General features: G+C 65.5%; 25 protein-coding genes. 17 read left to right on the plus strand and 8 right to left on the minus strand.

What is annotated here, in order from left to right:
• Positions 1 to 140: 140 nt before the first annotated feature.
• Together NOV72_RS12815 and NOV72_RS12820 are read left to right on the plus strand one after the other, a co-directional pair.
• Positions 141 to 965: an isocitrate lyase/PEP mutase family protein gene (locus NOV72_RS12815; RefSeq protein WP_106854964.1), complete on the plus strand. Its 825-nt coding sequence runs from the start codon at positions 141 to 143 to the stop codon at positions 963 to 965.
• A gap of 26 nt (positions 966 to 991) precedes the next feature.
• Positions 992 to 1,390 carry a RidA family protein gene (locus NOV72_RS12820; protein WP_106854965.1) on the plus strand — a complete coding sequence of 133 codons (399 nt, stop codon included), beginning with the start codon at positions 992 to 994 and terminating at the stop codon, positions 1,388 to 1,390.
• A gap of 1 nt (position 1,391) precedes the next feature.
• On the opposite strand, the gene NOV72_RS12825 is transcribed toward NOV72_RS12820, so the two are convergent.
• The 5 genes from NOV72_RS12825 to NOV72_RS12845 all read right to left on the minus strand — a co-directional run bounded on the left by NOV72_RS12825 (position 1,392) and on the right by NOV72_RS12845 (position 6,293).
• Positions 1,392 to 2,270 (minus strand): isocitrate lyase/PEP mutase family protein, encoded by an 879-nt coding sequence (locus NOV72_RS12825; protein ID WP_106854966.1) that lies wholly within the window; start codon positions 2,268 to 2,270, stop codon positions 1,392 to 1,394.
• Positions 2,271 to 2,290: 20 nt separating this feature from the next.
• A complete protein-coding gene (locus NOV72_RS12830; RefSeq protein WP_106854967.1) occupies positions 2,291 to 3,703 on the minus strand; it encodes an MFS transporter in 1,413 nt (470 codons plus the stop codon).
• Positions 3,704 to 3,753: 50 nt separating this feature from the next.
• Complete coding sequence (locus NOV72_RS12835) at positions 3,754 to 4,458, minus strand: GntR family transcriptional regulator (protein WP_106854968.1); 705 nt, start codon at positions 4,456 to 4,458, stop codon at positions 3,754 to 3,756.
• Positions 4,459 to 4,541: 83 nt separating this feature from the next.
• A complete protein-coding gene (locus tag NOV72_RS12840; RefSeq protein ID WP_106854969.1) occupies positions 4,542 to 5,357 on the minus strand; it encodes a cytochrome c in 816 nt (271 codons plus the stop codon).
• A 57-nt stretch (positions 5,358 to 5,414) separates the two neighbouring features.
• On the minus strand, positions 5,415 to 6,293 hold the full coding sequence (locus NOV72_RS12845) for an NmrA family NAD(P)-binding protein (RefSeq protein WP_106854970.1): 879 nt from the start codon (positions 6,291 to 6,293) through the stop codon (positions 5,415 to 5,417).
• Positions 6,294 to 6,494: 201 nt separating this feature from the next.
• Between NOV72_RS12845 and NOV72_RS12850 the strand changes: the two genes are divergently transcribed.
• The 3 genes from NOV72_RS12850 (at position 6,495) to NOV72_RS12860 (ending at position 8,519) form a co-directional block, all read left to right on the plus strand.
• On the plus strand, positions 6,495 to 7,085 hold the full coding sequence (locus NOV72_RS12850) for a TetR/AcrR family transcriptional regulator (protein WP_106854971.1): 591 nt from the start codon (positions 6,495 to 6,497) through the stop codon (positions 7,083 to 7,085).
• A gap of 192 nt (positions 7,086 to 7,277) precedes the next feature.
• Positions 7,278 to 8,114 (plus strand): alpha/beta fold hydrolase, encoded by an 837-nt coding sequence (locus tag NOV72_RS12855; RefSeq protein WP_106854972.1) that lies wholly within the window; start codon positions 7,278 to 7,280, stop codon positions 8,112 to 8,114.
• An 87-nt stretch (positions 8,115 to 8,201) separates the two neighbouring features.
• A complete protein-coding gene (locus NOV72_RS12860; RefSeq protein ID WP_106854973.1) occupies positions 8,202 to 8,519 on the plus strand; it encodes an HNH endonuclease in 318 nt (105 codons plus the stop codon).
• Positions 8,520 to 8,527: 8 nt separating this feature from the next.
• Here NOV72_RS12860 and NOV72_RS12865 read toward each other — a convergent pair whose 3' ends face one another.
• On the minus strand, positions 8,528 to 8,806 hold the full coding sequence (locus tag NOV72_RS12865) for a hypothetical protein (protein ID WP_106854974.1): 279 nt from the start codon (positions 8,804 to 8,806) through the stop codon (positions 8,528 to 8,530).
• Positions 8,807 to 9,137: 331 nt separating this feature from the next.
• Between NOV72_RS12865 and NOV72_RS12870 the strand changes: the two genes are divergently transcribed.
• Positions 9,138 to 10,196: an NAD(P)-dependent alcohol dehydrogenase gene (locus NOV72_RS12870; protein ID WP_106854975.1), complete on the plus strand. Its 1,059-nt coding sequence runs from the start codon at positions 9,138 to 9,140 to the stop codon at positions 10,194 to 10,196.
• 9 nt (positions 10,197 to 10,205) lie between these two features.
• Here NOV72_RS12870 and NOV72_RS12875 read toward each other — a convergent pair whose 3' ends face one another.
• Positions 10,206 to 11,102, minus strand: coding sequence for a LysR family transcriptional regulator (locus NOV72_RS12875; RefSeq protein WP_106854976.1), 897 nt, complete (start codon positions 11,100 to 11,102; stop codon positions 10,206 to 10,208).
• A gap of 100 nt (positions 11,103 to 11,202) precedes the next feature.
• Between NOV72_RS12875 and NOV72_RS12880 the strand changes: the two genes are divergently transcribed.
• From NOV72_RS12880 to NOV72_RS12915, 8 genes are all read left to right on the plus strand, one after another.
• Positions 11,203 to 12,507 (plus strand): CitMHS family transporter, encoded by a 1,305-nt coding sequence (locus tag NOV72_RS12880; protein WP_106854977.1) that lies wholly within the window; start codon positions 11,203 to 11,205, stop codon positions 12,505 to 12,507.
• A gap of 12 nt (positions 12,508 to 12,519) precedes the next feature.
• Positions 12,520 to 13,878, plus strand: a complete 1,359-nt coding sequence (locus NOV72_RS12885) for an acyclic terpene utilization AtuA family protein (protein WP_106854978.1) — start codon at positions 12,520 to 12,522, stop codon at positions 13,876 to 13,878.
• On the plus strand, positions 13,865 to 14,176 hold the full coding sequence (locus NOV72_RS12890; protein ID WP_106854979.1) for an AtuA-related protein: 312 nt from the start codon (positions 13,865 to 13,867) through the stop codon (positions 14,174 to 14,176). The genes NOV72_RS12885 and NOV72_RS12890 overlap by 14 nt, the downstream gene beginning before the upstream one ends.
• Before the next feature lie 227 nt (positions 14,177 to 14,403).
• A complete protein-coding gene (gene wecB, locus NOV72_RS12895; RefSeq protein ID WP_106854980.1) occupies positions 14,404 to 15,606 on the plus strand; it encodes a non-hydrolyzing UDP-N-acetylglucosamine 2-epimerase in 1,203 nt (400 codons plus the stop codon).
• A 194-nt stretch (positions 15,607 to 15,800) separates the two neighbouring features.
• On the plus strand, positions 15,801 to 18,029 hold the full coding sequence (locus NOV72_RS12900) for a cellulose biosynthesis cyclic di-GMP-binding regulatory protein BcsB (protein ID WP_106854981.1): 2,229 nt from the start codon (positions 15,801 to 15,803) through the stop codon (positions 18,027 to 18,029).
• Positions 18,029 to 20,206 carry a glycosyl transferase family protein gene (locus tag NOV72_RS12905; protein ID WP_245933012.1) on the plus strand — a complete coding sequence of 726 codons (2,178 nt, stop codon included), beginning with the start codon at positions 18,029 to 18,031 and terminating at the stop codon, positions 20,204 to 20,206. Before NOV72_RS12900 ends, NOV72_RS12905 begins: the two co-directional genes overlap by 1 nt.
• Positions 20,203 to 22,605 (plus strand): NfrA family protein, encoded by a 2,403-nt coding sequence (locus NOV72_RS12910; protein ID WP_106854983.1) that lies wholly within the window; start codon positions 20,203 to 20,205, stop codon positions 22,603 to 22,605. Before NOV72_RS12905 ends, NOV72_RS12910 begins: the two co-directional genes overlap by 4 nt.
• Positions 22,605 to 23,456: an alpha-amylase family protein gene (locus NOV72_RS12915; RefSeq protein WP_106854984.1), complete on the plus strand. Its 852-nt coding sequence runs from the start codon at positions 22,605 to 22,607 to the stop codon at positions 23,454 to 23,456. The genes NOV72_RS12910 and NOV72_RS12915 overlap by 1 nt, the downstream gene beginning before the upstream one ends.
• Positions 23,457 to 23,467: 11 nt before the next feature.
• Here NOV72_RS12915 and NOV72_RS12920 read toward each other — a convergent pair whose 3' ends face one another.
• Complete coding sequence (locus NOV72_RS12920) at positions 23,468 to 23,743, minus strand: hypothetical protein (RefSeq protein WP_245933013.1); 276 nt, start codon at positions 23,741 to 23,743, stop codon at positions 23,468 to 23,470.
• A gap of 145 nt (positions 23,744 to 23,888) precedes the next feature.
• Here NOV72_RS12920 and NOV72_RS12925 point away from each other — a divergent pair, with 145 nt between their 5' ends.
• From NOV72_RS12925 to NOV72_RS12935, 3 genes are all read left to right on the plus strand, one after another.
• A complete protein-coding gene (locus NOV72_RS12925; RefSeq protein WP_106854985.1) occupies positions 23,889 to 24,521 on the plus strand; it encodes a TetR/AcrR family transcriptional regulator in 633 nt (210 codons plus the stop codon).
• Between the two features lie 160 nt (positions 24,522 to 24,681).
• A complete protein-coding gene (locus NOV72_RS12930) occupies positions 24,682 to 25,764 on the plus strand; it encodes an alpha/beta fold hydrolase (protein ID WP_106854986.1) in 1,083 nt (360 codons plus the stop codon).
• Positions 25,765 to 25,986: 222 nt separating this feature from the next.
• Positions 25,987 to 26,967, plus strand: coding sequence for a hypothetical protein (locus NOV72_RS12935; RefSeq protein ID WP_106854987.1), 981 nt, complete (start codon positions 25,987 to 25,989; stop codon positions 26,965 to 26,967).
• Positions 26,968 to 26,980 lie beyond the last annotated feature (13 nt).

Here is a 26,980-nt window from a genome sequence, read left to right on the forward strand (position 1 = left end):
AAGCGATGCGGCGGTCCTTCGGGACCGCCGTTTTCGTTTCGAGGCGCTACGCGTGTCGCGAGCGAGCCTTGGCGACGAGCACGCTTTTGGTCGATCGCGTATCGTCTACGTTCCGGCTCTCAAACGACAGGAGACACGCCATGCCCCGCACCGTCGCCGAGAAACGCGCCGCCTTTCGCGCGCTGCACGAATCCGGCTGCTTCATGTTGCCGAATCCCTGGGACATCGGTTCCGCGCGCTACCTCGAAACGCTCGGCTTCAAGGCGCTCGCGACGACGAGTTCGGGCTTCGCATGGTCGAAGGGCCGCGCCGACAATCACGTGACGCGCGACGCGGTGCTCGCTCATTTGCGCGAGATCGTCGACGCGACCGATCTGCCGGTGAACGCGGACTTCGAAAGCGGCTTCGGCGCGACGCCGGAGGAAGTTGCGCAGAGCGTGAAGCTCGCCGTGGAGACGGGCGTCGCGGGCTTGTCGATCGAAGATTCGACGGGCGATGTTTCGTCGCCGCTATTTCCGCTCGATGTCGCCGTGGCGCGCATGAAAGCGGCGCGGCGCGCGATCGACGAAACCGGCGGCGACACCTTGCTCGTCGGCCGCGCGGAGAATTTCTTCGCAGGCAAGCCCGATCTCGACGACGCGATCGCGCGTCTCAAAGCGTATTCCGAAGCCGGCGCGGACTGTCTCTACGCGCCCGGCATCAAGACGCGCGAGCAGATCGCGGCGGTGGTGAAGGCGGTGGGATCGAAGCCGGTGAATCTGCTGATCGGCGGCGTGTCGGAGTTCACGTTGAGCGATGTGGCGGCGCTCGGCGTGCGGCGCGTGAGTGTCGGAGGCGGGCTCGCGCGCGCCGCGTGGGGCGGCTTCATGCGCGCGGCGCAAGGGCTCGCCGACGGCCGCTTCGACGGCTTCAAGGACGCGACGCCGGGCAATGACCTGAACGGAATTTTCGAGGGTCGCGCGTAGTGCCTCACCGTAAAGGAGACGATGAAATGGCTCGCGAAATCATCCGCGTCGAACCGCTTTCGAGCTGGCTCGAACGATTCAAGGCGCCGACATCCGCCGTCACGCGCCACGGCGATACGGTCTACGTGTCCGGCTTTCCGCCGTTCGATCCGCAGACCGGCGAGGTCGTTGCGAACGCAACGATCGAACGTCAGACGGAACTCGTGCTTGCGCAGTTGAAGCTGTGTGTCGAGGCGGCGGGTTCGTCGCTCGATCAGGTGCTGAAGTGCAACGTGTATTGCACGTCGGTCGATGCGTTTCCCGTCGTCAACGCGGTCTACGCGCGCTTCTTCGGCCCGAACCCGCCGGCACGCATCTTCGTCAACGTGCCGGCGTGGCCGGGAGGATTCGACATCGAGATCGACTGCGTGGCGGCGGCGAACTGATTCAATCCGCGTGCGCGCGATCGAATGCCCAGACGTCCGGGAAGCCCATCAGTTCGCACATCTCCGGGAACGGATACATCGTGGCGGCCGCGCCTTGCGTGCCCTTGCGGGCGAGGATTTCGCCGTAGACGTCTTTCAACGCCTTCGCGACGGACAAGAACCCCGACGCCGGATAAATCGCGAGCGAAAATCCGAGCTTCTGCAATTCTTCGGGCGACAGTTGCGGCGTGCGCCCGCCTTCGACGACATTCACGAGCAAGGGCATATCGAACGTACGCCCGATCTTCTCCAGCTCTTCCACGCTCTCCGGCGATTCGATGAACAACACATCCGCGCCCGCTTTCGCATATGCCTCGCCGCGACGCAGCGCTTCGTCGAGCCCGAGCGACGTGCGCGCATCCGTGCGCGCGATGATCTGAAAGCTGCCATCGCTGCGGCTTTCCGCCGCGACCTTGATCTTGCGGACCATGTCTTCCATGGCGATCACGCGCCGTCCCGGCGTATGCCCGCATTTCTTCGGGAATTCCTGATCTTCGAGCTGAATGCCCGCCGCGCCCGCCTGCTCGTAACCCCGCACCGTATGCGCGACATTGAGCAGGCCGCCGTAGCCCGTGTCGCCGTCGCAGATCATCGGCGTTGTCGTGCCGCCGCAGAACGCCGCGACGCGATTCACCATGTCGGTATAAGTCGCGAGTCCCGCGTCGGGCAGGCCGAGATAAGACGCGACCGTGCCGAAGCCCGTCATATAGAGGCATTCGAAGCCCATCGAATCGGCCATCTTCGCCGAGATCATGTCGAAGATGCCGGGCGCGGTGACGATTTCCTTGCGCGCGAAACGCGCTTTCAGTGCCTGACGCTTGCTTTCATGCGTGACGCTCATGACGATATCCTCAGAAAGTTTCAACGATGCGATTCGTGCGAAAGCGTCGACGCCGCGAGCGTGCCATCGGTGTCGAGCGCAGGCGCGATGTCTTCCAGCGAACGGCGATTCGTCTCGATGCCGAACACCGCCAGCACGACGGCCATCACGACGAGCGCGCCGATGATCATCGACAGCACGTCTTTCACGCCGCCCGCCGCGTACATCACGACGACGAGCTGCGGCGCGAGAATGCCCGTGACGCGTCCCGCGCAGCCCGCGATGCCGTTCGCGCGCATGCGGTTCTCGGTCGCGAAAAGTTCGGGGATGTAAGTCGCGATGCCGAGCGCGACCATCAAGTACGTGAGCGTGAAGAGCAGGAAGCCGAGCATCGTGGCCATCGCGACGCCGGTGGAATGCCCGTACAGCCAGCCGATCAGCGCCGCGAGCGCCGCGACCGCGATCAGTCCGTTCTTGCGCCCGACGCGGTCGGCGATCAGCACGCCGACGAGCGCGCCCGCCGGCCCGCCCAGCGACATCAGCGTCGAATAGCCGAGCGACGACGCCATGCCGATGCCCTGCTTCATCAGGAAGGTCGGCACCCACACGATGAAGCCGTAGATCACCATGTTGACCGCGATCTGCACGACGATCGACACGAACGTGCGGCGAATCTGCGACGGCGAGAAGAGCTCGATCAGCGTGGTTTTCTTCGTCACGGTGCGCGGCGCGTCGTCGATGGGCGGCAGCGGCGCGCGGCGCGCCGACTCTTCCTCGGCGGCGCGCAGGATCGCCTCGGCTTCGTCGTAGCGGCCTTTCGATTCGAGCCAGCGCGGCGACTCGGGCATCTTCTTGCGAATGACCCACACGATCATCGCGCCGATGCCGACGATCGCGAACATCGCGCGCCAGCCGATCGCCGGAATGATCAGATAGCCGAGGAACGTCGAGAAAAAGAGCGCCGAGTTCGTGATGAGCGACAGATACGCCGACCACTTGCCGCGCACGGCGGGCGGCATGAACTCGCCGACCGAGCCATAACCGACGACGATCTCCGCGCCCAGTCCGAGCCCCATGAAGAAGCGGCACACGATGAGCCACGTCATGTTCGGCGCGAACGCACCGGCGATCGATGCGAGGCCGAACACCGCGAGATTGAACTGATACGTGAACTTGCGGCCTTTCGCGTCGCCGAGCACGCCCGCCGCGAACGCGCCGATCAACATGCCGACGAACGTCGAAGAGAGGAACGCGGCGTTGAGCTGCATCGTCGACCAGCCGGTCTTCGCCAAAGCGCCGAGCACGCCGCCCGCGAGATAGATGTCGAACGAATCGAGGAACATGCCCGCGCCGATCAGCCACAGCACGCGTTTGTGAAAGCCGGAGATCGGTAATCGGTCCAGACGCGGGCCGGCGTTTACGGTGCTTATGGTTGTGCCATCGGTGCTCAGCATGTCGTGTCTCCTGTCGCTTCGTGACTCTTCAACGACTCGCGGCTGCAAACTCAGGGCGCGGGATGCTCCCGGTCGTAGCGGTCGAGCACCGCCTTTTCGGCGGCGAGAATATGGCAGCGCGTGATGGCTTCCGCCCACGCGGCGTTGCGCTGTTCCAGCGCCAGAACGATTTCGACGTGCTGGCGCGCGCTGCGCTCGCGGTCTTCGTCGCTATAGGTGTCGAACGTCCACTTGATGAGCGGCGTTTCCTTCATCGACTTCAGCGAGCGGTCGAGGCGCGCGTTGTTCGCGGCGGCCGTGATGATCGCGTGAAATTCGCCGTTCGCGGCGAACCACGCTTCGCAGGATTCGGATGTCGATGGACGCTGCGTGATGTCGAGCATCGTATCGGCGAGCGATTTCAGGCGCGCAATGTCCGATGCGCCGATTGCAAGCGCCGCGCGCCCGGCGAGATACGGCTCGATCAGAAGACGCGCCTCGAAGATCTCGCGCGCGTCCTGCAAGGTCCACGCTTTCACGCGCACGCCGTAGTTCGGGCGCGTTTCGACCCAGCCTTCGGCGTCGAGCCGGCGCAACGCTTCGCGCACGGGCGTGCGGCTCACGCCGAGGCTCTTGGCGACCTGTTCCTCGCGCAGATACTGGCCCGCGCCGTACTGGCCGTCCGCGAGCGCGTCCTTGATCGCGATGTAGACGTCATCCGCCGAACGCGCCGGTTCGGGCGAGATTGTATGCAAAGCGGGTTGAGTCTGCGCCACTTCGGCCTCGTTTCGCGCTATCGACGAGACTATTGTATGCAATGTTGGCGCGATGAAACGTGGGGATTTCCCGCAGTGTCCGCTTACTTCCGGCGTTTCGCCATGTAGCCGAGATAGGCGATGACCGCGTCGAGATCGCTGTCGCTGATCGCGTTCTTGTCGAAGGCGGGCATTTTCATGTCGGGCCACGCGCGAATCGACTTCGGATCGCGGATGAACGACTTGAGCACCCACGGCTGGAAGTATTCGGTCGGATTGTGCGGGCGATTCAGGTCCGGCCCCACCGATGCATCGCCCGCGCCGTTCAGCTTGTGGCACACCATGCATTGCGCCGCGAAGACGGTCTGTCCGCGGCGAATCGGCGAATTGGCGGGCACGCTCTTGCCGACCGCGATTTGCGGGAATCGCGCGGCGAGCGTCGGCGCGATGCGGATCGCGTCCACCTTGAAGGGCCACTGCTCGCTCGACACGCCCGACGCGGCCGGATCGATCCACACGATATAGAACGGACCGATATCGCCGCTGCCCGGCGTCTTCGGCCAGGGATCGTCCGGCGGCTCGATCGCGAGCCACGGCTCGGCGCGCTTCTTCGCGTCGCCGAAAAGCAGCTTCGAGGAAAAGTGCGTGACGAAGCCATCGCTCGCGGTGACCTGGAGTTCCTTGCCGGCGGGCAATTCCGTGATGCCGAGCAGCGCGCGCAACGGAACCGCGCGATACGTCATCGGGCGATGAAACGTGACGTCGTTCGGCACGCGGATGGTCGCGACGTCCGGGCGCGCGAGCAACTGCTCGGTCGTGAGCGAGCGCTCGCCGCCGACGTTGATCGCGAGCGTCGCGGCCATCGACGAGGCGCAGGCGAACAGCAGGCTGGCGAGCGCGAATGCTGGTCTGAAGCTCATTCGATTTCTCTTCGGGTGAAGCTCGCCCTCATACTACCGCGCCGATCACGACCGGCTTTATCCGAAGACCGCGCGATTCGCCCTCACGAAGTCTTCGACCGTCTGCGGAGCCGTTCCCGTCACGCGCTCGATGATGCCGTCCGTGCCCTCGAAGACGCCGTTCTGATAATCGACGGCCACTTCGACGAAATGCTGGATCATGAATTCCGGCAGGTCGTAGTGGCGCAGATGGTCCCGATAGCCGTCGAGCGTCGCCGGACGGTAGACGATTTTCCTGCCGAGGACATCGCTCATCACGGCCGCGATCTCCGCTTGATTCATTTGCGTCGTTCCGCACAACTCGTAGGACTTGCCGACGTGTTCATCGGGTTTTGCAAGCACCGCGGCGATGAAGCGCGCCTGATCTTCCGCCGCGATAGCCGCGTGTCGGCCCTCGCCGAACGGCAGCTCGATCGCACCGTCGCGAACGATCGTGTCGCGTACCCACGGAAAAACCAGCCACTCGGAGAAGAACGTCGGCCTGATGTGCACGGTCGGCACGCCCGACCAGTCGAGTATGCGTTCGGCGATCCAGTGGTCCCGCGCCGCGTGACTCTTCGCGTTTTCGCGAGCCGAGATCTGCGACATGTTCACGACCGCATCCAGTCCCGCACGGCGCGCCGCATCCGCGAAATAGGCCGTCGCCTGAATGAAGCCCGGACGAACCGGATAACAGAGATACGCCGCGTCCATGCCTTCGGTCGCGCGAATGGCGTCATCGTGCGAGAGAAGATCGCCGGTCATGATTTCCGCGCCGGCATTCCGAAGCGCCTCGCTGCGCTCGTCTTCCTTGCGCACGAGCGCGCGCACGGCGTGACCGCCGTCGATAAGGTCTTTTACAGTGTGAACGCCGGTCTTGCCGGCTGCGGCGGTGACGAGAATCTTGCGTTGTTCCATGATGTATCTCCTTTGAATGCCTGAAAAGTGCATATGCACTATTTGCGACGAGAAAACGCTATAGGAATGCGTTGATCTGGATGTTAGTCATAATCCAGAAACGCGGCAACCGTTCGTGACTCAACTCAGAATTGCCGGATGCACACCAATGGAAAACGCCTGGCGGGATTACACTTTGCCGCCGAAGCAGGGAGAAGCTGAATGGGTCATTCGCAAGCACAGAAGGTCGAGACGCGTCAGCGCATCGTCGAGGTGGCGGCGCGGCGATTGCGCGAGCGCGGCATCGATGGCGCGAGCATCGCCGATCTCATGAAGGAGGCCGGACTCACCGTCGGCGGCTTCTACAAGCACTTTGCTTCTCGCGACGAACTCGTGCGAGAAGCGTTCGAGTATGCGCTGCGAGACATCGAGTCGTGGCAGGCATCGATTCCCACCGAACCGCAACGGGCGATGCGCGCGTATCTGTCCGAGGCTCACCGCGACAACATCGAACGCGCCTGTCCGATTTCCGCGCTGGTCAACGACGTGAGCCGCTGCGCGGGCGCGACGCGCGAGGTGTATTCCGCCCGCGTCGAGAAGATCGTGGGCCTCATCGCTCGGGCATCGCCTGCGCTGCTCGACGCAACGAAGCGCGCGGAAGCGTTCCACATACTGAGCGCGTGCGTGGGCGCGGTGACGTTGTCGCGGGCCGTATCGGACCCCGAGTTATCCAGTCGGATTCTCGATGGCGCGCTGAGCGGTGTGCTCGCGATGCTGTCCCCCGAACGCGACGCCGGCCAAGAAAGCGCGTGACGGAGTCGTGCGCCGAAACCCCTTGCAGGCAATCGTACGTCGATGGCGGTAAGCGTGTACTGTTCTACTCGGACGAAGAAGCGAGCGTCGTCCGTCACCGTTGTCTTGCCTGCAAGAACGTCGAAGCCGGCGTCGAGTTACAAACTCGGCCCGGCGTCCTGTTTCCCCCCTTCTTACAAGTGAGGATTAACCATGCCGTTCGTCACGACCAAAGATAACGTCGAAATTTTCTATAAGGACTGGGGCCCGAAGGATGCGCAGCCCATCGTCTTTCATCATGGCTGGCCGCTTTCCTCCGACGACTGGGACACGCAGATGCTGTTCTTCGTGCAGAAGGGATATCGCGTGGTCGCGCACGACCGGCGCGGGCACGGCCGCTCGTCGCAGGTTTCCGATGGCCACGACATGGACCACTACGCCGCCGACGCCTTCGCGGTCGTCGAAGCGCTGGACCTGAAGAACGCGATTCACATCGGACACTCGACGGGCGGCGGCGAAGTCGCTCGCTATGTCGCGAAGCACGGCGAACCGGCGGGGCGCGTCGCCAAGGCGGTGCTCGTCAGCGCGGTGCCGCCGCTGATGCTGAAGACCGAAGCCAATCCGGAAGGTTTGCCGCTCGAAGTCTTCGATGGCTTTCGCAAGGCGCTCGCCGACAATCGCGCGCAGTTTTTCGTCGATGTTCCCGCCGGTCCGTTCTACGGCTTCAATCGCTCGGGCGCGACCGTTCATCAGGGTGTCATTCAGAACTGGTGGCGTCAGGGAATGATGGGCAGCGCCAAGGCGCATTACGAAGGCATCAAGGCATTCTCGGAGACCGACCAGACCGAAGACCTGAAGTCGATTTCCGTGCCGACGCTCGTCCTGCACGGTGAAGACGACCAGATCGTGCCTTACGCCGATGCCGCGCTGAAGTCCATCAAGCTGCTGAAGAACGGGACGCTGAAGACGTATCCGGGCTTGCCGCACGGCATGCTGACGGTCAACGCGGATGTGCTCAACGCCGACCTGCTCGCCTTCGTGCAGGGCTGACCGAAGAGCGGGAACGAGCCGGTACCGAGACCGGCTCGCACCTCACAGCGTCAGCCGAGCGTGCCGACGCGTTCGTCGAGGACTGCAATGGCGAAGCGCGCACCGGAGCCGTGGTATCACCCGCCGCAGGAGGAAATCTGCGCGCTGTGCGGCCGCGGGGTGCCGCCATCGGAACGCGATCTGCATCATCTCTTGCCGAAATCGCAAGGCGGAAAGCAGACGGCGGTGCTGCATCGCATTTGTCATCGGCAATTGCATGCGCTCTTCACCGAAAAGGAACTGGCGCAACGCTATTCGACCGTCGAAGCATTGCTCGCGCACGAAGCGGTGCATAGCTTCGTCGAATGGGTGAAGACCAAGCCGGACGCGTTCTATCAGCGCACGCGGCGCGCGCGTTCTCGCTGACAGCGCCCTCACTGCGCGCAGGAAGCCTCGCTGCGGTACGCCGTCATGCCGAAACGCTGAAGGATGAAGTTCTCGACGACGAGACGGATATCCGCTTCGCGCGGCCGCGTGCCCCAGCGGCTGTTTCCCGCCACCGACGCCACCGTGAACCACGATTGCGGCGGAAACAGTTCGACGCGCAGCACGTCGCGTTCGAAAATCCTGAGACGCCCCGTATCGATGTGAAACTCGGCGCTGACCGCGCCACCCGGCATGCCGATGCTTGCCGTAATTGCCTTCGCATTCATGTTTTCGTTCTCTCAGAGTGCGACGATGCTGTCATCTTTTCGCGCACGATTGTCAAATTCTCCAGCAGCGTAAATGCGCAGTCCTTTCGAAAGGCATAATCGCGCGGCCATTTCGGCAGAGTTTTTCCTATAGGCATACAGTAGCGGCGTTGCGATTTGCCGCCGAAATATCGGCGCAATCGGCAAGTCACTCGCAACGCTCGCAGTGAATGGCGGCGACGGTTCGCTGCCGCACATATCGATCACCTGACACGTCTCATCGGCCGGCCTTTCGCATCGCGCCGGGCCGGTCTGTGCACGCAAAAATCAAACCAAAGAGGGAAGCAGAATCATGCTGAAAGCGTATTCCTATGCAGCCGCCGCAGCCGACAAACCACTCGGCCCGCTCGACATTCAGCGCCGCGATGTCGGCCCGAACGATGTGCGCATCGACATTCTGTTCTGCGGCGTATGTCATTCCGACCTGCATATGGCGAGAAACGAATGGGGCGGCTCGAACTATCCGGTCGTGCCGGGACATGAAATCGTCGGGCGCGTCGCGGAAGTCGGTTCGGATGTATCGAAGTTCAAGGTGGGCGATCTCGCGGGCGTCGGCTGCATGGTCGATTCGTGCCGCACGTGCGCGGCCTGCCAGGAAGGACTCGAACAGTTCTGCGACGGCCCCGAAGGCTTCACGCAAACCTACAATTCGCCGGACAGGAAGTCGGGCGGCGTGACCTTCGGCGGCTATTCGACGAGCATCGTCGTCGACGAGGCGTTCACGCTGAGCATTCCCGCGAATCTGGAACTGGCGGCGGTCGCACCGTTGCTGTGCGCGGGCATCACGACCTACTCGCCGCTGCGCCACTGGAACGTGCAGAAGGGCCACAAGGTCGGCATCGTGGGGCTCGGCGGTCTCGGTCACATGGGCGTGAAGCTCGCCGCCGCGATGGGCGCGCATGTCGTGCTCTTCACGACATCGCCGGGCAAGATCGAAGACGCGAAGCGCCTGGGCGCGCATGAAGTCGTGATCTCGAAAGACCCGGATCAGATGGCGGCGCACGCGAACAGCTTCGACTTCATTCTGAACACGGTGGCCGCGTCGCACGATCTCGATCAGTTCATGGCGCTGCTCAGGCGCGACGGCACGATGACGCTCGTCGGCGCGCCGGAGCATCCGCATCCGTCGCCTTCGGTGATGAACATGATCTTCAAGCGCCGCTCGCTCGCGGGATCGCTCATCGGCGGCATCGCCGAGACGCAGGAGATGCTCGATTTCTGCGGCAGGCACGGTATCACGTCCGACATCGAAATGATCCGCATGGACGAGATCAACCACGCGTACGAGCGCATGTTGAAGAGCGATGTGAAGTATCGCTTCGTGATCGATATGGCGACGATGGAGAAGTAAGCGCGCGATTCAGCGGGGCGCGTTCATCGTCGCGCGCATGCGTTCGACGAAGCGCTCCGTCACCGCCGGCAGCGTCCTGCCGCGCTTCTTCACGATGGCGATCGGCCGCGCGAATCCCGGATGGTCGATCGCTTTCACGACGAGTCCCGGCTCGGCGCGCACCTCGCGCGCGGTTTCCGGCAGGATCGTCACGCCGAGACCGCCGCGCACCATCGCGACGGCGGTCATCATGTAAGTCGGCTCGCATGCGATATCGAGCGCTTCACGCGTTTCGCTGAGCGCCGCATCGACGACCGCGCGCACGCTCGTGCCTGGCGCGGTGAGCACCAGCGGCGAGCGCGCGAGATCGCTCAGGCCGACGCGGCGCTTCTTCGCGAGCGCATGTTCCTTCGGACACACGGCGACGAGCCTGTCCACGCCCGCATGCAGCACTTCGAGCATCGGGTCGAGCACATCGCCGCCGGTCAGCCCGATATCCGCCTCTTCATTGCGCACGAGCGCATTCACGGTGCTCGCCACCACGTCGCGAATCTGGAAGACGACGCGCGGCACGTCGCTCCGCATGCCGATGATCAACTCGGGCAACACGCTCGCCGCGAACGTGGGCAGGCACGCGATGCGGATCGTGCCGCTTTCGCCTTCGCCCATCGCGCGCGCGTCGCGCAGCACGGTCTCCATGTCGCGCAGCGATTTGCGCAAGAGCGGCAGCAGTTCGCGCCCGGTCGGCGTCAGCGCGACGTTGCGGCTGTTGCGATCGAAAAGCCGCGCGCCGACCGCTTGCTCCAGCCGGCGTATCTGCACGGTGAGCGCGGGCTGCGAGAGATGCAGCCGTTCCGCCGCGCGCGTGAAGCTGCCCGCCTCGGCCACCGCGACGAGTGCGCGGATATCGCGAAGATTCAGATCCATTATGGTTCGTGATAGCTGCGATCAAATCATTTCAATTGTGTTATCGCCGCTCCGAACTTACTCTCGGTCACATCAAAAGACAAGATTCGGAGACACGTTCATGCTGCCGTTGCTCGGCCTCGCCACCATCGTCGTCCTGCTCGGGGCGATTCTTTCGAAGCGCATGTCGCCGCTCGTCGCGCTCATCATCGTGCCGATCGCGGCGTCGCTGATCGGCGGCTTCGGCCTTTCGACGAGCAAGTTCGTCATCGACGGATTGAAGAGCCTCGCGCCCGTCGTCGGCATGTTCGTGTTCGCGATTCTCTATTTCGGCACGATCACGGACGCAGGCACGCTCGATCCGATCATCGACCGCATCCTGCGCGCCGTCGGCACGAAGCCGACGCGCATCGTGATGGGCACGACGCTGCTCGCGCTGCTGATTCACCTCGACGGCTCCGGCGCCGTGTGCTTTCTCGTCACGATTCCGGCGATGCTGCCGCTCTACGAGCGTCTGAACATGGACAAGCGCGTGCTGGCGGCGGCGGTGTCGATGGCGGCGGGCATCAACTTTCTGCCGTGGACCGGGCCGATGATCCGCGCGTCCGCGTCGCTGCATCTGCCGATATCGGCGCTGTTCAATCCGCTGATTCCGGTGCAGGTCATCGGCCTCGTGTTCGTGTTCGGCATGGCGTGGTGGCTCGGCCGCCGCGAGGAAAAGCGCCTCGGCTATTCGAGCGCGAGCGGTTCGATTCCCGTTCCGAAGCGCGAGCTCACGCCCGAGGAGCAGGCGCTGCGCCGCCCGAAGAACTTCTGGTTCAACATCGTGCTGACGATCGTCGTGCTCGGCACGATGGTCGTGATGGGCGAGAAGATTCCGCCCGCGATCATGTTCATGGTCGGGCTGTGCATCGCGCTGATGGTGAACTACCCGAACGTCGACATGCAGCGAAAGCGCATCGACGCCCACGCGCGCGCCGCGCTGATGATGGCCGGCATCCTGCTCGCGGCGGGCGTGTTCACCGGCATCATGCAGGGCAGCGGCATGCTGAAGGCGATGGCGCAGTCGGCCGTCGGCTTCGTGCCGCCCGCGATGGCCGGACACATTCCGGTCGTGCTCGGCCTTCTGTCGATGCCGCTCTCGATGCTCTTCGATCCCGATTCGTTCTATTTCGGCGTGCTGCCGGTGATCGCCGAAGTGGCGTCGCAACTGGGCGTGCCGGCGGTGCATGTCGGCCAGGCGGCGCTGCTCGGGCAGATGACGACCGGTTTCCCCGTGAGTCCGCTCACACCCGCGACGTTTCTGGTCGTCGGCTTGTGCGGCATCGATCTCGCGGATCATCAGAAGTTCACGTTCCCGCTGCTGTTCGGCGCGTCGATCGTCATGACGATCGCGTGCGTCGTGCTGGGCGTGTTTCCGTTGTAAGAGGTGAGCACCATGAAAGACACCATCAGAATTGGCGCGGGCGCGGGCTATTCGGGCGACCGTATCGAGCCCGCCGTCGAACTCGCGGAGCACGGCGCGCTCGATTTCCTCGTGTTCGAATGCCTCGCCGAACGCACGATCGCGATTGCCCAACAGGCGCGCCGCAACGATCCGGAGCAGGGCTACGACCCGCTGCTCGAAGCGCGCATGCGCGCGGTGCTGCCGGTCGCGGCGAAGAACGGCGTGCGCATCATCTCGAACATGGGCGCGGCCAATCCGCGCGCGGCGGCGAGAAAGACGGCGCACATCGCGCGCGAACTCGGCCTGCACGGATTGAAGATCGCCGCGGTCACCGGCGACGACGTGCTCGACGCCGTTCTCCAGTCGCGGCTGCGCTTCGAGGAATCCGGCGACGATGTGAGCGCGTATGCGGATCGCATCGTCTCGGCGAACGCGTATCTCGGCGCGGCGCCCATCGTCGATGCGCTCGCGGCGGGCGCGGATATCGTGCTGACGGGACGTGTCGCCGATCCGTCGCTGTTCACGGCGCCGCTCATCCACGCATTCGGCTGGTCGATGGACGACTGGAACACGCTCGGGCAGGCGACCGTCGTCGGTCATTTGCTCGAATGCGCGGGTCAGGTGACGGGCGGCTATTTTGCCGATCCGGGTTACAAGGACGTCGGCGATCTCGCGCGCCTCGGCTTTCCGATCGGCGAAGTGAGCGCGGACGGCTCGGTCGTCGTGACGAAGCTGCCGCACGCGGGCGGCGCTGTGACCGAAGCGACGTGCAAGGAGCAATTGCTCTATGAGATTCACGATCCGGCTCGCTACTTTCAGCCGGACGTCGTCGCGGATTTCACGAACGTTCGCGTGGCGCGGGAAGCGCAGGACCGTGTGCGCGTGACGGGCGGACGCGGCGCTCCGCGCACCGATACGCTCAAGGTTTCCATCGCTTACGCCGACGGTTTCATCGGCGAAGGACAAATCTCGTACGGCGGGCCGGGCGCGGCCGCACGCGGGCGGCTCGCGCTCGATATCGTGCGCGAGCGGCTCGCGATCACAGGCGTCGATACGAGCGAACTTCGCTTCGACCTGATCGGCGTGAACGCGCTCTACGGCGACACGCTGGCTTCTCGACACGACGAACCGTGTGAAGTGCGCGTGCGCGTCGCGGGGCGCGTATCGAACGCGAAGGAGGCGGCGCGCATCGGCAACGAGGTCGAAACGCTGTACACGAACGGCCCGGCTGGCGGCGGCGGCGTGACGAAAGCGACGCGCGAAGTCGTCGCCGTGCAGTCCGTGCTGCTCGCGCGCGAGCATGTGAAGCCCGTTTTCGAATTCGTGGAGGCAAGCGATGAAACTGCGTGAACTGGCGCACGGCCGCACCGGCGACAAAGGCAACACGCTGAACGTGTCGGTGATCTGCTTCGACGCGAAGCATTACGCGATGCTGCGCGAACGGCTGACGCCCGAGCGCGTCAAGGCCCATCTCGCCGATGTCGTGAAAGGCGATGTCGTGCGCTACGAGTTGCCGCAACTCGGCGCGTTCAACTTCGTGCTCGGTCATGCGCTCGGCGGCGGCGTCACGCGTTCGCTCGCGCTCGACGCGCACGGCAAGTCGATGAGTTCGGCGCTGCTCGACATCGATATCGGCGAGATTTCGTAAGACGAAAACACGCGACGATGCGGTGTCCGAATTTCGCATCACCGGTTGCGCCCAGATGTCGGGAAAGCTAACTGGTTAGGTAAAAAGCACCGCTCGAATCTGGACAAAAACTCGCCAAAAACGCGCACAAAGCTCTCGTTAGACTTTTTTACACTTTAGTTGGCTGGCGGTCCTAAACGTCTGAATACAATCGAAATTGTTAAAGATTGTGCAATCGTCGGGGCTGAATGAACACGAAGCGAAAAACGATACTTTCCATTTTTGGAACGCGGCCAGAAGCCATCAAGATGGCGCCGCTCGTGAAGGCGTTGGCAGCGGAACCCGGTATTCGTTCCGTCGTGTGCGTGACCGGCCAGCATCGCTCGATGCTGCAGCAAGTGCTGGATCTGTTCGACATCACGCCGCATCACGATCTCGCGGTGATGTCGGAGAACCAGAGCCTGAACGGGCTGATTGCGCGCCTCATCACGTCGATCGATGACGTCGTCACGAAGGAGCAGCCGGATCGCGTGCTCGTGCACGGCGACACCACCACCGCGACGGCGGGCGCGCTCGCCGCGTTTCACCGCCAGGTGCCGGTCGCGCACGTCGAGGCGGGCTTGCGCACCGGCGACATGAGCAGCCCGTGGCCGGAAGAGATGAACCGGCGCTTCGTCGATGTCGTGAGCGACCTGATGTTTGTCCCGACGCCGCGCTCGCACGCGAATCTCGTGAAGGAAACGCTGCACGGACGCGCGTTCGTCACGGGCAACACGGTGATCGACGCGCTGCACTCCGTCACGAAGCGCATCGATTCGCAGGATGCGCTGCGCCGCAAGCTCGACGCGCGCTTTGCGTTTCTCGATCCGTCGAAAAAGCTGATTCTCGTGACGGGGCATCGGCGCGAGAGCTTCGGACGCGGCCTGCGCGATATCTGCGCGGCGCTCGTGCGCATCGCTAAGCGCACCGACGTGCAGATCGTCTATCCGGTCCATTTGAATCCGAACGTACGTGCGACGGTGATCAGCGCGCTCGGCGGCGCGCCGAACGTGTTTCTCGTCGAGCCGCAGGACTATCTCGGCTTCGTGCGGCTGCTGCAGCGCGCGACGCTCGTGCTGACCGATTCCGGCGGCGTGCAGGAAGAGGCGCCGGCGCTCGGCAAGCCGGTGCTCGTGATGCGCGAGGTCACCGAGCGTCCCGAGGCCATCGACGCGGGCACCGCCGTGCTCGTCGGCACGGACAGCGACGCCATCGCCGCGACGGTCCATCTGCTGCTCGACGACACGAGCGCCCGTGCGGCGTTCTCCCGCAACGTCAATCCGTACGGCGATGGGCGAGCCTCGGCGCGCATCGTCGCGGCGCTCGCGGGCCGCCCCTTCGAGGAATTCAAACCGGTCACGCCCGGCGGAACGAAAGATTCGGCGCGTGTCTCGCGCGAGGCGTTCGCGTAGTCCTTCGGTTGCACACGCTAGCCTGTCGCGCCAAAGGCCGGGCCGCGACCTCGGGCATCGAATATTTCTTCGGCGTCGAGCGTTCGACTATTCCGGCCAGGAAGCAGGCTTCACGCCATCGAGGCGATCGCGCGCGACGTGCATGTGCCTTCGCGGCCATCCCGCCACGTTGCGTCAACTTCGAGTCATTCACCTTGGTCAACGACATCTTCAAGCGGCGCGGTCTCCGTGCCGTTCTGGTTTCAATCGCGCTGTTCGCGGGTTTGCAGCACGCAGCCTTCGGCGCCGCGACGGCGGACACCGGCATCGCGGGCGCGTTCGGGCGGCTCGGACTCGACGTGCCGGAAACGCGCACCGTGACCTTGCGCGAGCTCGGCCTGCTCGAAAGCGTGACGCTCAACGCGCCCGACACGCGCCGCGAGTTCTTCCTGCCGGTGCCCGCCGGCGTTCCGATCACCGATGCCACGCTGCAACTCGACGGCGGCTATGTGCGCGGCGACGGCGGCCGCGTGACGATGCTCCTGTCGCTCGACGGCGCGCCCGTCCTCGCGCGCGCGTTCACGCAGGACGCGGGCGGCGTGTCGGTCAATCTCGGCGTCGATGGCGCGGCGCGTTCCGCCGGCTTCGTGCGCATGGGCCTGGGCTTCGCGTCGGTGGTGAGCCAGGGCGAGTGCTCGGATCAGACGGCCATCGGCAACGTGCTGCGCGTCGATCCGACCACGCGCCTCACGTTCCGCTTCAATCCCGCCGACGTGCAGGACCTGCGCACCGCATGGAGCGCGCTGCCTTACGCGCCGGTGCTCGCGGTTTCGGGCCGCACGCTCTCGACGAACGCGTTCGACACCGCCTGGCGCACTGACGCGCTGCTGCAACGCGACGGCAAGCGGCCCGTGATGCAGGCGCTTCCCGCCGTGGGCGATACGGCCGACCTCACGGGCCTCGACGTGCCCGCGCCGCTGCGCGGCGTGCCCTCGTTCGCCGCGCTGGCGGCGGGCGGCAAGCACGTGATCGCCGACGACGCGGAACTCGGCGCGCTCGTCGCGCTCGGCGCGCGCGCGGCGTTCGGCCCGGATGTGGTCGTCGCCGACGAGACGATGCGCAAGACGATCAACCGCGCGCTCGACGCATTGCGCGCGCAGCTCGCGAACACATCGGGCGATGCGCTCGCCGCCTTCGACGCATGGCGCAAGCAGAGCGCCTCGCAACTGACCTCGCCGCTCGCGCCGGGCGAAGTGCGCGTCGCGCATGCGGGCGGCCGCGCGATGATCGTCGTCGGCGACACGCGCGGCATCGGCGCGCTCGCGCATGGCTGGCGGCCCATCGACGTATCGAACCGCGTGGTCGTGCATCGCATCGACGTGGCGCAGCAAACGCGCGGCGACACCATCGCGCTGTCCGATCTCGGCGGCGAACCGCGCAGCGTGGACGTGCAAACGGCCGCGTCGTGGGACGCGCGCTTCGACCTCGCCGCGGCGTCCGGCAACGGCCGCCTGCCGGAGCAAGTGGTGCTCGATCTCGCGGCATCGCCGACGCTCTCCAACGGCGGCGCGACCGCCACCGTCTACTTCAACGACGTGATGATCGGCGCGAAGCTCATCAACGTCGATGGCGCGCGCCAGCGTCTCGTCGCGCCGATTCCACGCTACGCGCTCGCGCGCACCAACGATCTGCGCGTGACCTTCCGCCGCCAGCCCGACGGCGGCTGCCAGGCGCGCCAGACGTATCCCGTCGCCGTGCTGCCGTCGAGCCATCTGCGTCTCGCGAAGGGCGCGCCCGACAACACGTTCGCGGGAATGGCGGCGCGCTATGCGTCGTCGGCGACGGTGTACGTGCCGCGCGCCTGGCTCGACGATGCCCTGAACAGCGTGCCGCGTCTCGCCGTGCTGACCGGCGCGGCGGGCATCGCGCCGGTATCGGCGAAATTCGCGGTGAGCGCCGCGCAAGCCGCCGCGCAGCCCGACGGCCCGTTCCTCGCCGCCGACGTCAAACTCGCCGACGAGAAAAATCCCGCCGTGTATTCGTCCGAGCGTCTTTCGCTGACATCGCCCGCGGGCGACACGCTGCTCGACATGTCGGGCTTGTCGCGCGTCGCGGTGGTGAGCGTCGCGAGCGCGGGCGGCGAGAGCGGCGTCGTGTATCGATCGGCGGGCGCGGCGCCGGTGCTGACCGACAAGCTCCAGCTTTCGCGCGGCAATATCGCTGTCGTCGACGGCAGCGGCGTGCTCAAGCAGTTCGATACGGTCAATCCGGAAGAGATGACCGACGAGCCCGCGTCTAGCGCCGACTGGGTTACGCGGCACTGGGCGCGCTGGGGCATTCCGGCCGTGCTCGTGGTGCTGCTGCTCGCGTTGATCGCGCTCGCGGGACACGCGCGCCGGCGTCATCGCAACGGGCGCGCCGGCGATGACGAGGACGGCGCGTGATGCTGGAAGCGCTCAGGTGGTACGGCGAGATTCTGCTCGCCGAGTACTACCAGGGACTCGAGTACGTGGCCGCGACGGTCGCGGCGATCATCCTGCTTTCGAGCCTGGACGATCTGTTCATCGACATCTGGTATTGGACGCGGAAGTGCTGGCGGCGCGTGACGGTCGAGCGCCGCTATGCGCCGCTCACCGTCGAGCAGCTTTATGCGCGCGACGAACAGCCGATAGCGATCATGGTGCCCGCGTGGCACGAGCACGACGTGATCGCCGCGATGATCGAGGATCTCGTGCGCGTGCTCGACTATCGCGCGTACACGGTGTTCGTCGGCACGTATCAGAACGATCCGGCGACGATCGCCGAAGTGGAGCGCATGCGGCATCGCTACAAGCATCTGCATCGCGTGGAAGTGCCGCACGACGGCCCGACGTGCAAGGCCGACTGCCTCAACTGGCTCGTGCAGGCGATCCTGCATTACGAGTTCGAAGCCGGAATGGAGTTCGCGGGCATCGTGATGCACGACAGCGAAGACGTGCTGCATCCGGTCGAGCTGAAGTTCTTCAACTATCTGCTGCCGCGCAAGGACATGATCCAGTTGCCGGTGGCGTCGCTCGAACGGCACTGGTTCGAGCTCGTCGCGGGCACGTACATGGACGAGTTCGCCGAATGGCACGGGAAGGATCTCGTCGTGCGCGAGAGTCTTGCGGGCGCGGTGCCTTCGGCGGGCGTGGGCACGTGCTTCTCGCGCCGCGCGATCCTCACGCTCGTCGAAGAGACGGAGCACCAGCCGTTCAACGCCGAAAGCCTCACCGAGGACTACGACATCGGCACGCGCATCTCGCGGCTCGGCATGCAGTCGATCTTTCCGCTCTTTCCCGTCGAATTCACGACGCGGCGCAAGGGCTGGTTCGGCCTCGGCCCCGAGCGCGAGATCAAACTGACGATGCCGCTGTGCGTGCGCGAGTTTTTCCCCGACACGTTTCGCACCGCGTACCGGCAGCGCGCGCGCTGGACGCTCGGCATCGGCTTGCAGGGCTGGGCGCTGACGGGCTGGACCGGATCGCTCGCGAACCGCTATCTGCTGATGCGCGACCGCAAGGGCGTGGTGACGGCGTTCGTCGGCATGCTCGCGTATCTGCTCGCCGTGCAGTTCATGCTCTTCGCCACGGCTTCGTATTTCGGCCTCGCGAGCGATTTCTTTCCGTCGCCGTTCATCGATTCGGGATGGCTGCAGGCGCTGCTTGCGGCGAATTCCGTCGCGCTCGCGCTGCGCGTCACGCAGCGCATCGTCTTCACGACGCGGCTCTATGGCTGGGAGCACGGCGTGCTTTCGGTGCCGCGCATGGTCATCAGCAACGTCATCAACTTCATGGCAGTGGCGCGCGCGTGGCGGCTTTTCATCGTGCATATGGTGACGGGGCGGCGGCTCGCGTGGGACAAGACGATGCACGATTTCCCCAGCAACGAAGGCCTGCGCGACACGCGTCAGGATCTGGGCGAACTGCTCGTTTCTTGGCAGGCGATCGCGCCCGAGCGGCTCGAAGAAGCGCTGCGCACCGATCACGCGCGCGAAGCGCCGATCGGCCGCGTGCTTGTCACGCGCGGCTGGCTCGACGAGGAAACGCTCGCGGAAGCGATCGCGTTCCAGGCGGACTTGCCGCGCGGACGTTTCGACGCGGCGCGCATGGATCTCGCGCCCATCGCGACGCCCGAGACGCTCGTGCGGCTGCGCGTGCTGCCGCAGGGCATCGACGCGAACGGGCACGCCGTGTTCGTCTGCGCGAGCCTGCTCGACGACGCATCGCTCGCCGAATTGCGCGCGATGGCGGGCCGCACGGTCGCGTTGCATATCGTGCGCGAGAGCGAGGTCGCGGCGGGTTTGCGGACGCTGCGCGCGGTCGGCATGCCGGTCTATATGGGCGATGCCGAAGACGACGCGGCGCCGGCGCTTTCGGATGCCGCCGCCGCCCGTGGCGTGCCCTTGCTCGGCGACATCATGATCGAGATGGGGCTCGTCACGCGCGGCGCGTTCGAGTCCGCGTTGCGGAACTATCGGCCGGAGCGGCACGGGCGCATCGGCGACTACATGGTGGCGAAGCGGATCATCGCGCCCGATGCGCTGACCGCCGCCGTCGCGGAGCAGCGCAGCCGCTATCTCGCGCGCGCCGGCATTCGATGACGTCGCGCGTTCGCATTGCGATGTGCGCCGCGCTCGCGTTGTGCGCGGCGGGAGCAGCGCGCGCGGACGAAACCTTGCCGCTGCCGTTGAGCGGCGCGGCGTATCGCGTGGCGCGCGAAGCGTTCGCGGCGTACGGCGAGCATCGTTATGCCGACGCCATCGCGGGCGCGCGCGAAGCGATTCGTCAGCGGCCCGATGTCGCGGAGTTGCGTGTGCTGCTCGCGAATTCGCTCGCGGCGCGCGGGCGTCTGAAGGACGCGCGCCGTGCGCTCGACGAAGCCATCGCGCAACTCGGTCCGCTGCCTGCGCTGAGCGCGCGGCGCAGGCAGATCGATATTCTGATCGCGTCGGGCGGCGCGGGCGGCGTGCCGGGCGACTTGCCGGAGCCGGCGCTGAAGGCGGCGCGCGCGGCGTATCGCGATTATGCGAAGAAGGATTACGCGTCGGCGGCGGCCGGGAGCCGCGAAGCCGTGCGCCTCGCGCCGCAGGCCGAGCGTCTGCGCTACTTGCTGATCGATTCGCTCGCCGCATCCGGCGACGATGCCGCAGCCTACGCCGCCGCCGTCGATGCATCGATGCAATTCGGCGACAACGACGCCTTGCGCGAGCGGCGGCGCTTCATCGGCGACCGGCTCGCGCCCGCGGAATCGAAGTCCGCGTATGCGGCGCGCGAACGCGGCGATCCGGACGCGGCGCAAGCCTTCGCACGGAAGGCCGTCATGTATGCACCGGCGCGGATGGACTTTCGCATGCAGCTCATCGAGATATCGTTCGCGCGCGGCGATCTCGCCGGCGTGGAAGCCGCGGCGAGCGACGCGATCGCCGTCGATCGCGACGATGCGCTTGCCTGGGCGTTGCGCGGTTATGCCCGCGCGGCGCGTGGCGGCGATGCGGACGCCGATTTCGCGCACGCGCTTTCGATCGACGCGAACGACGCGCGCAAGAATCGCGACGCTCGCGTGGCGCGCGCGATCGTCGCGGATGTGCGGCTCGCGCAAGGCAACCCGCAAGCGGCGCTCGATGCGCTGCCGCCGGTCACGACGCGAACGCCCGACGACGCCGACGCCGCGATCACGTTGCGCCGTCATCGCGCGCAAACGATGTTGCGCATGGCCGCGACGCAAGCCGTGAAAATCGATCCGCGCGCGCGCCCGGCTTTCGAGTGCCGCGAAGACCGGTTCGGCGCATCGTGCGATGTCTACGCGCACGATCCCGCGCTCGCCGCGACACGCGAGGCGCGTCTCGCCGAACGTCGCGGCGACCGCGGCGCGGCCATCGGTTTCTGGCGCACGGCGATTGCCGGAGTGCCCGACGATCCGCAGCCGCGCATCGCGCTGATCGACGCGCTCGCGGCGACGGGCCGCACGCGCGAGGCATCGAACGAAGCGCGCGCGCTCATCGACGCGAATCTGCTCGATTCGATGACCGATGTGCAGGCCGCGTTCATCGCCCGTCGCGCCGGCGACAATGCGCTCGCGCTCGATTACTTCGCGCGCGCCGAGCACGACGGCAAGCTGCCCGCATCGGCCGAGGCGGACGCCGGCTATGCCGCGCTCGGTCTGCATCGCAACGAGGAAGGCGCGAAGTATCTGGAACGCGCGATCGATCACGACGACGAGACGATGACGCCGCAAGCCCTGAACGACGCACGCGCCGCGCACGCCGAAGCCACGCGCAACTGGGGCTTCAGCGCGTCGGTGAACTATCGCGGCAACGGCGCGCAGCAAGGCTTCGCGTTCGCGCCGACGCCGGGCGTGTCGAACAACTGGCAGGCGGGCGCGGAGGCGTACTGGCGTCCGTTCGGCAGCCTCGGCGACCGCATGTTCGAGGTGTACGCGCGCGGCTACGAGAACTTCGGCGTGAAGGGCGGCGGGCCGTCGGGCGTGTCGACGTTGCAGGCGGCGATCGGCGCGCGCGTGAAGCCGTTCGCGTCGGCGAATGCGATTTTCGCGCTCGAAAAGATTCTGCCGATCGGCTCGGACGTGCGCTCCGACTGGCTCGCGCGCGCCGCGTACTCGAACGGCTTCGGCGACACGCGCAGGCTCGACGTGCCGAACTGGTGGACGGGCACGGTGTACGGCGAGGCGGGCCATTACATCGGGAACGATTCGACTTACGCGACCGCGAACGCGCGGCTGGGCCGCACGTATCGCGTCGATTCGGTGAGTCCGCGCCTGACGGTGTTTCCGCATGCGGTCGTCGGCATGGACTACGATTCGGCGATCGATCACAGCGTGCCGGTGGGCGTCGGCGCGGGCGTGGCGGCGCGCTACTGGTTCCGCGGCGGCCCGTATGACGCGCCGCGTTCGTTCGTGGACGTGACGGTGCAGTACCGCTTTCGCGTCGCCGGCGACGACCGCGCGCGAGGCGTGTTCTTCGGCGCGGTATTCTCGTACTGATGATGCGTTCGCTACTTTCTTCGTTGACCGTGCTCGTCGCGCTCGCGTGCGTTTCCTGCGTCGCGAACGCGGACGCGTCGCGCCTGCATCTCGTCGATGGCATCGTCTGGCAGCCCGACAACGCGCACGCCGATCCGCGCGGCGACTGGGACAGGCTCGGCGCGCATGAACTCATCGTGCAATGGACGGCGGTGGACGGCATCGCGTTCGTGCCCGCCAGCGGCTTGCGCGATGCGCCGCGCATGCCGGACTGGGAGCGCATCGGGCAGGAACCGTGGGCGCGCGATGTGATCGTCGGGCTCGCGGGGCGTTTCGACGAAGCGGCGGCGCGCGCGAATGCGGCGCAGTTGTTCATCGAATCGATGCGGCTCGCGGAAGTTCATCCGCCGGTGCATGTGACGGGCTACTACTTTCCCGTCGAGATCGATCCGACCTGGCAGAACGCGGGCACGCTGCGCACGATGCTCGATGCGCTGCCGCGTCCGCTGTGGGTCAGCGTTTATGATCGCGCGAACGTCGGTGGCGCGGCGCTCGCGCAATGGCTCGATCAATGGCTGCCGCGCGATGTCGGCGTGTTGCTGCAGGACGGCTGCGGCGTGTACGCGCGCGAGCCGCGCGTCGCGCGCGAGTATGCGAACGAGATCGCGGCGAAGCTCGGGCGGCATCGCGTGCGGATCATCGCGGAAGCGTTCCGGCCGCAAGTGGGCGGCGGCTTTCGTTCAGCGACCGTCGATGAACTGAGGCCGCAGATCGACGCGTATCGCGGGTACAAGACCTATCTCTTCGATGGCCCGCATTACGTGCCGGCGGACATCGTGCAAGGGCTGCTCGATGCTTATCGACGGCACTAGCGGCGTATCGCTTATTTGACCGAAGCCGTGTCGATCTGACGCGCCGAGTCAGCGGGCAACACCGACGTCAGCACATTGGCCGGCACATGCTGCGCCTCTTCCTTCGACACCGCGCCGACGAACTTCCATCCCGACGGCATCTTCACGAACGTAAAGCCGGTCGGCTGATCCACGAACACCGAATACGGCGCGGGCGCTGCCGACGTTGCCGTGGCTTGCGCGTGCGACATCATGGGGCTCATTAGCAGCAACGTCGCGGCAAGCGCGGACAAGGTCGATTTCATCATGACACTCCTTTCGGCATTTATGTAACGATCGATACAGATATTGAAGCATCGTCGCGTGACGGTGTCCAGATATTTTGTTACGATCGACACATAATTCAGAATTTCAGTGCGCGTACTAATCGATGGCGCGCGCGAGGAGCGAGACATGTCGGCGGAAATGCGGGACACGCAGCACAAGACGCGCGGGCGGCCGCGCGCGTTCGATCGCGAAGCCGCGCTGCGAAGCGCGATGGAAGTGTTCTGGGACAAAGGCTTCGACACGTGCTCGATGGCCGATCTCGTCGATGCAATGGGCATCAATTCGCCGAGCCTCTACGCCGCGTTCGGCAGCAAGGAAGATTTGTACCGCGAGGCGGTCGAGCTTTACACGGACACGGAAGGCGGCGCGGCCCTCAGGCAGTTGCAGGCGCACGAAGCCGTGCGGGACGGCCTGCGCGCGATGTTCCGCACGAGCGTCGAGCTTTTTACCGGCACGCGCAATCCGCGCGGCTGCATGATCTTTCTGGGCGCGATGTCCGTCGGCCCGGAGCACGCGCAGTTGCGCGGCGAGATGCAAAAGCGCAGGCGCAAGGTGGCGTCGATCGTGGCGGCGCGGCTCGCAGAGGGCGTCGCGAACGGCGAACTCGACGCGCGCACCGATACACCGGCGCTCGCCGCGTTGTGCATGACGCTGTTCGCGGGATTGTCGATTCTGGCGCAAGACGGCGTGCGCAAGGCGGCGCTCTTTGCGGCGATCGATCAGTTCATCGCGACGCTGCCGCTGCGTGCGAAACGGTGAAACGTCGAACGATTCCGGCTGGCGTCGCACGGACTGAAGCAGACTTTCCTCGCGCTCTATCCTTGACTTTCTAATCCATTACGCGCGAGCATGAGCCATCGCGCGGGGCTGCCGCGCGGGCATCGCCTTTGTACGTAGTCCCTACTTACACATCACTCCGATGGCGCCGCGCCCGTCCATGCCACGGCAGCAGATCCGCCTTTGCCAGGCGAGCGACGGCGTGTGCATCGCGTATGCGACGTGCGGCTTCGGAACGCCGCTCATCAAGGCGGCGAACTGGCTGAGTCATCTGGAACTGGATTTCACGAGCCCGGTCTGGAGTCATCTGATGCTGGAGTTGTGCAGCCGCCACACGCTGATTCGCTACGATCAGCGCGGCTGCGGTCTCTCCGATCACGACGTCGCCGACATTTCCTTCGACGCCTGGCTGCGCGATCTCGAAACCGTCGTCGATGCGAGCGGCCTCGAACGCTTTCCGCTGCTCGGCATATCGCAGGGCGCGTCGATCGCCGTCGCTTATGCGGTTGCGCATCCGGAGCGCGTCACGCATCTCGTGCTGCACGGCGGCTACGCGCGCGGCCGGCTCAAGCGCACGCGCGACCCGGCGCAGGTGGAAGAAGCCGAAATGCTCGTGAAGCTCGCCGAACTCGGCTGGGGCAAGCAGAATCCGGCGTTCAGGCAGTTCTTCACGACGCAATTCATTCCCGGCGGCACGCCGGAGCAGCATCACTGGTTCAACGAGCTAGAACGCTTGACGACCACGCCGCGCAACGCGGCGCGCATCATGCGCGTGTTCAACGAAATCGACGTGGTCGATCTGCTGCCGCGCGTGCAATGCCCGACGCTCGTGCTGCACGCGAGCGGCGACGCGCGCGTTCCCTTCGACGAAAGCCGGCTGCTCGCCGGGCAGATTCCCGGCGCGCGCTTCGTGCCGCTCGAAAGCGAGAACCATCTCACGCTCGAATTCGACGCCGCCTGGCAGCGCTGGCGCGAGGAAGTGCGGGCGTTCCTGCCGTCGGCGCAGGTGAGCGATCCCGCGTTCTCCGCGCTGACGCCGCGCGAGCGCGATATCGTCGAATTGATCGCGGGCGGGCGCGACAACGCGCAGATCGCCGCGCGCCTCGCGCTGAGCGAGAAAACCGTGCGCAATCACATCACCAGCATCTTCGCGAAGCTCGAAGTCGAAAATCGCGCGCAGGCGATCGTGCTGGCGCGTCGCGCGGGCTTCGACGCGTCTGCCTGAGCGCTTCGGGACACACGTCCCTCCTTTATCGCTGAAAACGCTCCGTCCCGGTTCGCGATCGGGACAAGCGCCTCATGTGCGAAAACGCGGCCGTCCCGAGAATGTTTCGCAGAACGGTGACGCGATCCGAGACCTCCATGCCGACCTGTTCGACGCAGCGCGCCGCCGGTTCCGCGCGCATTTCCTCGCAGCACCGAAACAGAGTCATCCCGGAGTTCTTACATGAAAGCCGTTCAGCACGAGTCCAGCAGGATCAGCACGCAACAACGCTATGCGAAGTGCATCGAAGTGTCTCGCCGTATCCGATGGGATACGGACCGCGACGTTTTGCGCGGCCGTCGTTTCGATCCCGCGCACAAGTTCATGCCCGACGGGTTGTCCGAAGTGAATCGCCTGCCGTTTCTAGACACGCGTGAACGCCGGCTCATGTCGCAGATTCAGGGCCGCACGTACGCCAACATGTTCGGCATGATCGAGCGCTTCATCGGCGCGAAAATGCTGGAAGTCGGCCGCGATCACGCGCTCGGCGATCAGACCGCGCTCGAAGCGATCGTTCGTTTCACCGATGAAGAGTTGAAGCATCAGGAACTGTTCCGCCGCGTCGAGGCGCTCGCGGCCGAAGCGCTGCCGCCCGGCTATCGCTTCGTTCCGCACGCCGACGAAGTTGCCGCGTTCGTGCTCGGCAAGTCCACGTGGTCGATTCTCGCGCTGACGTGCTGCATCGAAATCGTCACGCAGGTGCATTACCGGCAAAGCATGGAGAGCGACGCGACCTTGTCGCCGCTCTTCAAGGACATCTTCCTGTTTCACTGGAAGGAGGAGTCGCAGCACGCGATCATCGACGAGCTGGAATGGCTGCGCGAGGACGCGCGTATCGGCGACGACGCGCGCGATGCCGCCATCGTCGATCTGATCGATCTGGTCGCGGCCATCGACGGCATGATGCAGGCGCAGGCCGCCGCCGATGCGCATTATTTCCTCACGCAACTGGACCGCGCGCTGTCCGAAGACGAAGAGGCGCGCGTGCATGCGGGGCTGATCGACGCGTATCGGTGGCAGTACATCATCTCGGGCGTCGACGAGCCGCGCTTCGGCGAGATGCTGACGAGTCTCGTCAGCGAGGCGCAGGGCGAACGGCTCGGGGCCGCGCTCGCGCCGATGCGGCGCCGCGCGCTCGAAAGCGAGTTCGACGCGCTCGCCTGACGCGTTCAGCCGG

It is taken from the genome of Caballeronia novacaledonica (assembly GCF_900258035.1).
Taxonomy (GTDB): Bacteria; Pseudomonadota; Gammaproteobacteria; order Burkholderiales; family Burkholderiaceae; genus Caballeronia; species Caballeronia novacaledonica.